The 9,241-nt window shown below is 43.5% G+C and carries 16 protein-coding genes; 12 read left to right on the forward strand and 4 right to left on the reverse strand.

Translation table 11 applies throughout. From position 1 onward, the window contains the following. Positions 1-11 precede the first annotated feature (11 nt). The 3 genes from EL268_RS01690 to EL268_RS01700 form a co-directional block, all read right to left on the reverse strand. Entirely contained in the window at positions 12-1,163 is a 1,152-nt protein-coding gene (locus EL268_RS01690; protein ID WP_106656562.1) for a site-specific integrase, read from the reverse strand. 97 nt (positions 1,164-1,260) lie between these two features. Beyond that, complete coding sequence (locus EL268_RS01695) at positions 1,261-1,722, reverse strand: ImmA/IrrE family metallo-endopeptidase (RefSeq protein WP_106656561.1); 462 nt, start codon at positions 1,720-1,722, stop codon at positions 1,261-1,263. A gap of 4 nt (positions 1,723-1,726) precedes the next feature. Then, on the reverse strand, positions 1,727-2,059 hold the full coding sequence (locus tag EL268_RS01700) for a helix-turn-helix domain-containing protein (RefSeq protein ID WP_106656560.1): 333 nt from the start codon (positions 2,057-2,059) through the stop codon (positions 1,727-1,729). Positions 2,060-2,235: 176 nt separating this feature from the next. On the opposite strand from EL268_RS01700, the gene EL268_RS01705 reads away from it, so the two are divergent. The 12 genes from EL268_RS01705 to EL268_RS32610 all read left to right on the forward strand — a co-directional run bounded on the left by EL268_RS01705 (position 2,236) and on the right by EL268_RS32610 (position 8,687). Next, complete coding sequence (locus tag EL268_RS01705; protein ID WP_232030208.1) at positions 2,236-2,469, forward strand: helix-turn-helix domain-containing protein; 234 nt, start codon at positions 2,236-2,238, stop codon at positions 2,467-2,469. Positions 2,470-2,518: 49 nt separating this feature from the next. Continuing rightward, positions 2,519-2,842, forward strand: a complete 324-nt coding sequence (locus EL268_RS01710; protein WP_106656559.1) for a DUF771 domain-containing protein — start codon at positions 2,519-2,521, stop codon at positions 2,840-2,842. A gap of 40 nt (positions 2,843-2,882) precedes the next feature. Then, entirely contained in the window at positions 2,883-3,134 is a 252-nt protein-coding gene (locus EL268_RS01715) for a hypothetical protein (RefSeq protein WP_106656558.1), read from the forward strand. Between the two features lie 143 nt (positions 3,135-3,277). After that, the gene (locus tag EL268_RS01720) at positions 3,278-3,562 is read left to right on the forward strand and encodes a hypothetical protein (protein ID WP_232030209.1); all 285 of its coding nucleotides are present in this window, start codon (positions 3,278-3,280) and stop codon (positions 3,560-3,562) included. Continuing rightward, positions 3,555-3,836 (forward strand): hypothetical protein, encoded by a 282-nt coding sequence (locus EL268_RS01725; RefSeq protein ID WP_106656556.1) that lies wholly within the window; start codon positions 3,555-3,557, stop codon positions 3,834-3,836. The genes EL268_RS01720 and EL268_RS01725 overlap by 8 nt, the downstream gene beginning before the upstream one ends. Then, positions 3,833-4,078 (forward strand): hypothetical protein, encoded by a 246-nt coding sequence (locus EL268_RS01730; RefSeq protein ID WP_106656555.1) that lies wholly within the window; start codon positions 3,833-3,835, stop codon positions 4,076-4,078. The genes EL268_RS01725 and EL268_RS01730 overlap by 4 nt, the downstream gene beginning before the upstream one ends. A 38-nt stretch (positions 4,079-4,116) precedes the next feature. Beyond that, a complete protein-coding gene (locus tag EL268_RS01735; protein WP_197724046.1) occupies positions 4,117-4,872 on the forward strand; it encodes a conserved phage C-terminal domain-containing protein in 756 nt (251 codons plus the stop codon). 109 nt (positions 4,873-4,981) lie between these two features. Continuing rightward, positions 4,982-5,632: an ATP-binding protein gene (locus EL268_RS01740; protein WP_232030213.1), complete on the forward strand. Its 651-nt coding sequence runs from the start codon at positions 4,982-4,984 to the stop codon at positions 5,630-5,632. Beyond that, entirely contained in the window at positions 5,625-7,004 is a 1,380-nt protein-coding gene (gene dnaB, locus EL268_RS01745; RefSeq protein ID WP_106656618.1) for a replicative DNA helicase, read from the forward strand. The genes EL268_RS01740 and dnaB overlap by 8 nt, the downstream gene beginning before the upstream one ends. Before the next feature lie 139 nt (positions 7,005-7,143). Next, a complete protein-coding gene (locus EL268_RS01750) occupies positions 7,144-7,785 on the forward strand; it encodes a hypothetical protein (RefSeq protein WP_106656617.1) in 642 nt (213 codons plus the stop codon). Next, on the forward strand, positions 7,782-8,507 hold the full coding sequence (locus EL268_RS32605; RefSeq protein ID WP_106656616.1) for an ORF6C domain-containing protein: 726 nt from the start codon (positions 7,782-7,784) through the stop codon (positions 8,505-8,507). Before EL268_RS01750 ends, EL268_RS32605 begins: the two co-directional genes overlap by 4 nt. Positions 8,508-8,522: 15 nt before the next feature. Beyond that, positions 8,523-8,687 carry a hypothetical protein gene (locus EL268_RS32610; protein ID WP_164724418.1) on the forward strand — a complete coding sequence of 55 codons (165 nt, stop codon included), beginning with the start codon at positions 8,523-8,525 and terminating at the stop codon, positions 8,685-8,687. Positions 8,688-8,762: 75 nt separating this feature from the next. Here the strand turns inward: EL268_RS32610 and EL268_RS33895 are convergent, their stop codons facing one another. Next, entirely contained in the window at positions 8,763-9,218 is a 456-nt protein-coding gene (locus tag EL268_RS33895; protein WP_106656615.1) for a CBO0543 family protein, read from the reverse strand. Between the last annotated feature and the right edge of the window lie 23 nt (positions 9,219-9,241).

Consider the following 9,241-nt stretch of genomic DNA (forward strand, 5'->3'; position numbering starts at 1 on the left):
TATTTGTATGGTCATAGCTCCATGAACTTCTCAAATCGGGATGCAGTTTGCTCTTTGACCATTCGGGTAACGTGGGTGTAGATGTTCATCGTCATTTTGATATCGGAATGACCGAGACGCTCCTGAACTTCTTTGATGCTGGCACCAGCTTCAAATAAAAGGGAGGCGTGAGTGTGGCGTAAGCCGTGGACTGTAATTGGATGAAGATTGTTTGATTTAGTAATCTCATCTAATTTGTCATTTGGATATGCGAGTCGTAGCGGGGACCCATCTTCACGAGTAAAAACCATTTCATTATCTTTTGAATGGAGATGTACAACCGAAGCTCCAGATTGCCCTGTACGGTATTTTTTGAGTAACCCTGCCGTTGTGTCATCCATGCTGATAAAACGTCTAGAAGCGGCTGTTTTGGACGTCAGAGATACATACTTCCCTTTTTCATAGAACAAAGTTTTGTTGAAATGAATGGTTTTGGCTTTAAAATCGATGTCGCTCCAGCGCAAGGCCAGAACTTCCCCTTTACGTCCGCCAGTGTAAATTAGGAGATGGAACATTAAGTAATCCCGCATTGTACACTCGCGCTTAGCAAACTCTAAAAATTCTTTAATCTCGTGTTTCTCCCAGTAATTACGTTCGGGTTCATCTTCGTTTACAATAAACTCCTCGTCTTTCTTCGGAATGATCACTCCTTTTAACGGATTGTTTACAAGGATTTCTTTAGTGATCGCATACTCAAATATTTGATTCGCATACATTTTCATGTTTTCGACCGATTTAATTTCTTCGGCAACCTTATTAATCACATCTTGGCAATAAGCTTTACTGATGTCCTTCATTTTTAATTTTCTAAAGTGGGGGAGAATGCGCTTATTGAATTTCGATAGTACAGCTTTTCGAGTGCTGGGTTTATAGGTGCTTGAAATCGTCTCAAACCATTGTTTAAAGACTTGTTCAAAGGTAACGCTGCTCTTGTCCTCTGTAATGAACGTTCCTTCTGCTAGCTGCTGTTCTGTACGAGCTGCATCTAGTTGCGCCTCTTTCTTTGTTTTGAAACCCCTTTTTGTAGACGGCTTCTTTTTACCTGTTTCCGGATCGACTGTAGAGTAATACTTGTACATCCATCTTATGCCGCCTTTAGTCGTATACTTTTGAAAACTGGCCATAACGCGATGCTCCTTTCCGGGTAATCAAAACATAAACGAGAACGTTAGTTTGGTTTGATTTATATGATAAACAGCCTTGCGGCTGGAAAGCGCAAAGTTACTCAAAAAGTTCTGCTACACCCAATGGCTCAAAAGTAACAATAGAAGTACCAACCATTACATGTGTCCCGTATTTTTCAATGTATCTGTTTAAAGCGGATTCAAGAAAATCTTCTGTTACTCCAAGATAATCAGCAAGCTCGTATCGATTTCTAACTCCATGTTTATGGGCTTGGACAAATGCACTGAGAGGAATAAGTTTTTCATAACCCCAGCTTCTTGCTCTTTTTTCTTGTTTCCGATTAACAATTTTTGATTGATCTAAGATATCTCCAGATGAAGTAAAGTAATGGCCTAACTCCTCAGCGAGTACACAAAGCTTTTCAATGCTTGTTGGGATAAATTTATTTATGCCAATAATATTGTCGCTATACAATCCTTTAATTCTTGGCTTTAAAGGCATTTCATAGATGTCTATTCCTAGTTGGGTTGCCTCCTGGTAGAGTTCCTCGTAGGTCATTCTGTCACTCCTGCTGTTTTCTCTTTAGTTTCACAAATTCTTTAAACCGTTCAATTTCTTTTAATTCTTCATCAGTCCAATCTTCTCCATCATGATGAGCCGCGATTGTTTGAATGTCGTTATTAAGACTTAGTAAATCATCCAAGGACTCATTGAAGAATAAGGCAATCATTCGAGCGGTTTCCAATTTTGGTTCGCTTAGATTATTCTCCCATTTTGAAATCATGCTCTTGTTAATGGCACTGCCGAAACGTTCATTTAGTTTTTCAGCTAATTCATCTTGGGATAACCTGCGTCCAATTCTTAATTCTTTTACCTTATCTCCAAACGACTTCATATCAGGACTCTCCTAACAATTAACAATTTAGATCGGTCTAAACCAATAGTATCTCATGTGTTTCGAAAACGCAACAAAAATATAGATTATTACCTAATATGTTATTGACATCGAAACTTTTGGCAATTATACTCAGCTCATTAAGTTTCGAATGAGAAACTAGGAGGTGCTAATACTTGCGAATCATCAAGCGACGTCATACCCCTTACACAAAATTCAAAGCGCTTCTGGATGAACGTGGCATAAATCAAAAAGAAGTTGCGAATTTACTAGGTAAATCTACATCCGCTTTCAATCAAAATCTGAATGGAACAGGTGGTGACTTCTCACTCTCAGAGGTCCGTCTCATCTGTACTACTTATGAGATAAGTGCAGATGAGTATTTTTTAAGTCCGTTGGTTTCGAATTAGAAACGTTGTTTTTTTATATCTGCCAGATGACAGAGAGGGGGAAAGTTGTTTGAACTCAACAGAGGTAATAACGGTAAGTATTGACGAGCAATTCATCCGTAACCTTGTAGAAGAGAAAATCAGGAGCGTTTTGAACGATAGTGAGATGGGCTGCTGGTGGGATCTGAAACGTCTTGAAGTGGAAACTTGCAGAAAACGCGACTGGCTTATCGAAAACATTCTCCTGAATCCAGAATTTAAAGAAGAAATGGCTGAAATATCGAATGGCCGTGAAAGTGGCCGATGGATGTTTCGAGCAAAGGAAATGCAGGCGTTCTTAGATCGGCACTTCCATTACTTGAATAGGCGTGCTTCTCAAAAAACCAGTGCCTAGTTCGGGGGACGCTGAAAAGCCTGAAAGGGGGTGATAAGGAATGATGCATGAAAACGTAAAGGAAAAGCTGGATGGGGTGGATGAGGAGCAGCTTTCGATGATCGTATCTGCTCTTGAGGAAACAGCCAGACGCTATGACCAGCAAGGCATGATCATGGTAGCTCTCAAAATGCGAATTACTGCTGAAAAAGTAACGGAAATAAAAAAAGCTCGGGAGTCCGAGCAAGCAGCAAAAATCCTTGGTCGTTGGGTGAAAAAAGAAAAGCCCACCTGCTACGAACAGATGGGGTAACACCGTCATTTCCTGGTCCGGCAAGACAAATGGAAATGACAACCGAATCAACGGAGGACAAGCCTCGCTATTAATTATTATAGCGAATGTTGCAAATATGTATACATAAAAGTTTGTCCTCCTACAAAAAGGGAGGGTATAGGGTGGAAACGATATTTCAAGAGGCAGCTACGACGATCCTTGAATTGTCAAAAGGGGTTGGAGTGGATGTTACAGCGTTTATTGTTCCAGACAAAGGCTTTTCAATCATAGAGTGGTGGGAAGAAGTTGTGTCGTGCATGACGCTGTCTGAATTAGAGGAATACATTGTTTCTGCTCCTCAAGGGTCAAGCAATAGTGACCTAGTGACTAATCTCAAAAATATAGTAATCAAACAGCGTGATCTTCTTCGCCAAGAACAAGGAAAAGGAGTGGAGCTTTATGCATAATCCGGGCAATGTGTCGGTTGACGCCATTATGCTACTTGGCTTGATGGATGAAGTATGCGAAAAGCTGGGCTTGAGGTTGCGGGACTACGCCACTCCAGAAGATTTATTCGAAGCAGTATTTAGTAGGACATCCATTAACATTCTCACAAAGCTTGATGAGAAGATGGGTGACGAATTCTTGCAGGACGATTTGCTTGGTATCATGCATCGAGCAGTACGCGCACGTATCAGGAAAGTATCTCCTGAGTCTGTAGAAAGCGGGCGATCTGCATGAGTATAGAATCGGATCGTAACATCGTCGAACAATACAATGCCATGTGCCGTAGAGCTGAGGAAGGCGATCCATCAGCTCGGGCAGTTAAATTTATCATCGATGCTGTGCTTGAAGACAAACTCGCCATCGATCAGTTACGTATGATCAGCAACGCAAACAAGAAAGACGGTCCTATGGCAGTACATGAACTGTTCGTAACGTTTTATAAACAACCGCAACAAGAGGGGGCCGCCGCGATTTGAGCATTTTCAGGGTAAGGAAGAACGACAATTTCGTTGTGATGGACAAAACAGCCTTGCATGATGATCGTTTGAGCTGGAAGGCAAAAGGCATTATCGCCTATATGTTGTCGCTGCCCGATGACTGGACATTCTTCGTAGAGGAGTTGGCTACTCACGCATCTGATGGTGAGGACAGTCTAAGAACGGGGCTAAAGGAATTAAAGCGGTTGGGTTATCTGCACCGCTTCCCTGTAAAAGAAAACGGCAAGATCGTCAAATGGGAGACACATGTTTTTGAAACACCACAAGAGGAGTTGCCAGAAGAGATAAAACCACAACAGGAAAAACCAGATGTGGAAAAACCAGATGTGGAAAAACCAGATGTGGAAAAACCAGATGTGGAGTTTCCAGATGTGGAAAATCCGACACTACTAAGTATTAATAATACTAAGTATTTATCTTTACTAAGTAATAAAGATAATGTCCCTTTTGCTGAAATCATTGAATACCTAAACCAAAAAGCAGGGACAAGCTATCGAGCGACCAGTAAAAAAACAAAGCAGCTTATTACTGCTCGATGGAACGAAGGATTCCGACTAGATGACTTTATGCGAGTTATTGATAACAAGACGACTGAATGGCTGAACAATCCTGAATGGTCTAAATACCTCAGACCTGAGACATTGTTTTCGCCAAAGTTTGAAGGATATCTGAATCAAAAGGCTTTTGGCAAAGGAGGCGGAGCAAGTGGAACCAATTCGGCAGCCCTTACACCAAGTCGTGAAGAATTGTATCGAAAAGCAGGGATCAAGTGAGCGGAACTGCCCCCATTGCGGAAAGGTTTTAAAACCAATAGAGCTATTTTCCGAGGTAATCGGAAAGTTTCAGGTAACCCCAGTATGCAAGTGTGAAGCGGAGCGGGAAATGGCCGACATCAAACGTTTTGAGAGAGCCAAGCGCAACGGTGAAATACACGAATATAGCGATGATGACCAAATGGTTCTAATGGCTACTTTAGCGGAGTATGAGACGGCACCCGGAACAATCCGTGGCTTTCAAGTGATCCAGGACTTTACTCGCGGCATCGAGGAGTGGGGAGCCAAGGGAATCTACCTATTTGGAGAAAACGGACTCGGAAAGAGCCATCTGCTGTCGGCGGCGACGAAAGAATTGCGAGATCATGGTATCAGTGTCGTGTATACGACAGCCAAACTCTTGATTGCTCATACCCGCAAACCGATCGGCAAATGGGATTACCTAAACGCCTACAGAGCCGCAGATGTTTTGATCATCGACGAGCTGGGCGCAGAGATTCCGGCGGATTGGGAAATGGGGGAATTGTTCACAGTGTTAAACGGTAGACAGAACAGAAGCCCCATATTGTACGGTTCAAACTTTACGGTCAAGGAGCTGGAGGCAAGGTTTAACGAACGACAAAAAGGATGGGGTACCCGCTTGATGGAGCGCATTATTGAGTCCAGCGTTTTGGAAGAGTTGACCGGAGACAGTCGCCGCTTTGACTTGCACATTGAAAACACGGAGCAACTAAACAGGAGATTGATGAAGCATGATTGATATTCAGGAGATGCCCCACAGCGAAGAAGCGGAGAAAGCGGTACTCGGGGCGATCTTCTGTAAGCCCCCTGCTATTGCAAAAGTCATCGATGAGCTAACGGCTATGGATTTCTACCGGACACGACATCAAATCCTCTACCAAGGCATGGCTGACTTGTACGAGAAAGGCGATCCGATTGACCTGGTAACGATAACAAGTCATTTACAAGAAAAGAAGGCGCTGGATAATGCGGGGGGAGTCCCGTACATTACGGAATTGGTCAGCTATACACCGACAGCAGAGAACATCGACTACTATGCAGGGATCGTTTTACACAAGGCTCGGCGCAGAAAGCTTATTGAAATCAACTACCAAGCGTACAAGGACAGCCTCAACAATGAAAATGTCGATGAAGTGCTTGCTCAGTCTGAAAAACTGGCAGCCGAGATTCGGGAACGTGGTAAAAAGCGGTCTGTACGACCGATCAGGGAAGTTGCGTTGGAAGCATACGAGGAGATTGACAGAACGTTTCAGCAGCGCGGAAGGACGGTTGGGGTTCCGTCCGGATATCCTGATTTGGACAAAATGACGAGCGGATTTCATAAGCAAGATTTGATTATTCTGGCGGCTCGGCCTTCAATCGGAAAGACGGCACTGGCGCTAAATATCGCTCAAAACGCTTCAAAGAGTATAGGCGAACCAATCATGATCTTTTCATTGGAAATGAGTGCCGGGAAACTGGTTACGAGAATGGTGTGTGCGGAGGGCAATATTGACGCATCAAAGCTACGAAGCGGTTGGCTGGAAGGGGATGACTGGATTCGTTTGACGCACGCCTTGGGCATCGTCTCCAAGACGAACATCTATATAGACGATACACCTGAGATTGCTCTTGGAGAGCTTCGCTCAAAATGCCGGAAAATGAAGCAGCAGGAAGGGCTTGGCTTGGTCATCATTGACTACTTAACGAAAATAAGAATGGACAAGCCAGGGCGAAGCAGGGAGCAGGAAGTATCTGAGATAGCACGGACGCTCAAAAGCATGGCTCGTGAGTTGGAAGTACCTGTGATCGCGCTCTCTCAGCTCAGTCGCGGCGTAGAACAGCGGCAGGATAAGCGGCCGATGATGAGTGACTTACGTGAGTCAGGTCAAATTGAGCAAGAAGCAGATTTGGTCGCTTTTCTTTATCGTGATGATTACTACGATAAGGTAACGGAAAACAAGAACATCTTGGAGGTCATCATTGCGAAACAACGGAACGGACCAATTGGAACGGTGGAGCTGGCCTTTCTCAAGGAGTTCAATAAGTTCGTGAGTCTCGATCATCGTTTTGGTAAGCAACAAACAATTGACGATGAACCAGAGGAGCGGGACACGCAGTGGCGGCAATGAGAAAGATGTTTTGAAATGAGTTACCTATTTCATTGAATGCTTGGTTGTAAAATTCTCTTCTTTTAGGCGAATTGGTTGTAATGACTTTTGTCAATATCGACTCAAATTATTCCAAGAATTATTCCTGGGAGGGACCTTGATGCAAGTAGGGCATAGGCCAGATAAGAAAAACACGAAAAAACTCGATCTTTATCTCAATGCACTGATCGCCGCTCTGCCAGATGCAATGGATAATGATAAAGCCTTGGAGCGTACCATCTTTTATGGCGTAAAGTACTTTGGACGGGCAGGAGAACATACAACGCTCGAAGATATGGAACGGCGCTTCCACATTACAGAGGCGATCATGGCATATATCTCCTTGGTCACTCCAAGAAGGTTTACGAGCATCTTTCCGATCACAAAGGAATATGACGGCAACCGTCGAGGAACCAAAGATTATTTTTACACCGTGGATAAAATCGCAGAGCTTGGATGGGACAAGCCGATTGGTGAGACATCTGAAACTGTATTTGATTTTCTGTGGGACTACAATAACTGGGATATAACTTTTTTTCTTGTCGAATTCATGAGCCTAATGAGCGATATGAGACGAGCGAAAGGACAGCCGGGGATCATGGAGCAATGGGCTGCCGAAAACGGAATCCAAACATATACGCTCCATACCACACCCGATGGCGACCAATTCGTTATGGATAGCAAAGGAAGAACAAAACCAGTTCGAGAAAAACGGCCGAAACATTTGAAACTGGTGGTTCCGAAAAGGGGGAAGGGGAAGTGAGTAACTTACAGGTGTTTGACTACGAGGGCCAAAGGGTATTGACCACAGCTCAGTTGGCTGAGTCATACGGAACAGATAACGACAACATCAACGACAACTTCCAAAATAACGTTACACGGTACAAAGAAGGCAAACACTTTTTCGCTCTTAAAGGTGACGAGTTAAAGCAGTTCAAAGCTTCCCAGAAAGTTTCGGGGAACCTCAAGTATGCTCCTGTAATTTATCTCTGGACTGAAAAAGGTGCATGGCTGCACGCGAAGTCTCTGAACACAGATGAAGCATGGGAAGCCTACGAAATGCTCGTGGACGACTACTATCGCGTTATCGAGAATCCTAGCGCATATGCTAGCTTGAGTCCCGAAGTAAAAGCGATCTTCTTCCTGGATCAGAAGCAACAAGAAATCGAGAGTCGTGTCGAGAGGCTAGAGGAAAGCAAGACAATCGACTACGGTCAGCAGCTCTTGCTTCAAAATGCAGCCAGACAGCAAGCAGTACAGGTCCTTGGCGGAAAAGATGGACAAGCTTACCAAGACAGCAGCTTGCGCGGAAAAGTGTTCTCGTCAATTTGGCGGGATTTCAAGGGATACTTCAACGTTGACTCATACCGAAATACTCGGGTCCTTGATCTGGAAAAGGCGAAGGAATACATCAACGATTGGCGTCCACAGGGAAAACTCCTTCGAGAAATTGAAGATGCCAATAGTCAGTTGGCGTTTTCGTAGGGGGAGGAAGATACCATGAAATGTGCATTTTGCGATGAAGAGATCGTGGGGGACAAGCCTGAGTGGATATTGGTAAGCAAGAAACCTTCTGTCGATCATTTTTGTACCTTGGGATGCTTGTCAGGCCATGTAGACGAACTAGCAATTGAATCGGAAGAGAAAAACGGATTAATTAACTAATATGCCAAAGGCTCCCCTTCTTGGGGAGCCAATCCAACTATTATCACACGGTTTTTCTAGCTCATTATATAAAACTCACTCCTGGTAAAAACCTTTTTTATTCAGAAAAATGTAGTACAAATACGTCAAAGAAAATGGAATCAGGTACGAAACGAAGGTCCAACCGAAATTCCATCCATTAGCATAAAGTACTCTCCCAAAGTAATATCCAATTGATTCAAGGAAAGTCGTTCCAGAAGTAATTAAGACAATCAAGATAAAAGGGTTTAGCCTTCTCCTGTGAATTAGATAAACAAGCAGGGTTGCCAGTACGGGATAAATTCCAGTGTCGTAAAACAGGCCTGAGAACGATTTGTTCTCAAGAACAGGAACTATCTCCCAATAACCAGCTTGGACACCCAAATGATTTACTACGAAGGATAAGACAGAGAATGTTGGAGCAATGGTCAATACAATCTTATCGTTTTTTGTGTAAAGCCAAGCTCCAAGAATCCATGGAATTAGAAACACGGCAATGAAATTAACTAGCATTTTCTACCTCTATGTGTTTTGTT

The sequence above is a fragment of the Brevibacillus brevis genome (assembly GCF_900637055.1).
In the GTDB taxonomy this organism is placed as follows: domain Bacteria; phylum Bacillota; class Bacilli; order Brevibacillales; family Brevibacillaceae; genus Brevibacillus; species Brevibacillus brevis.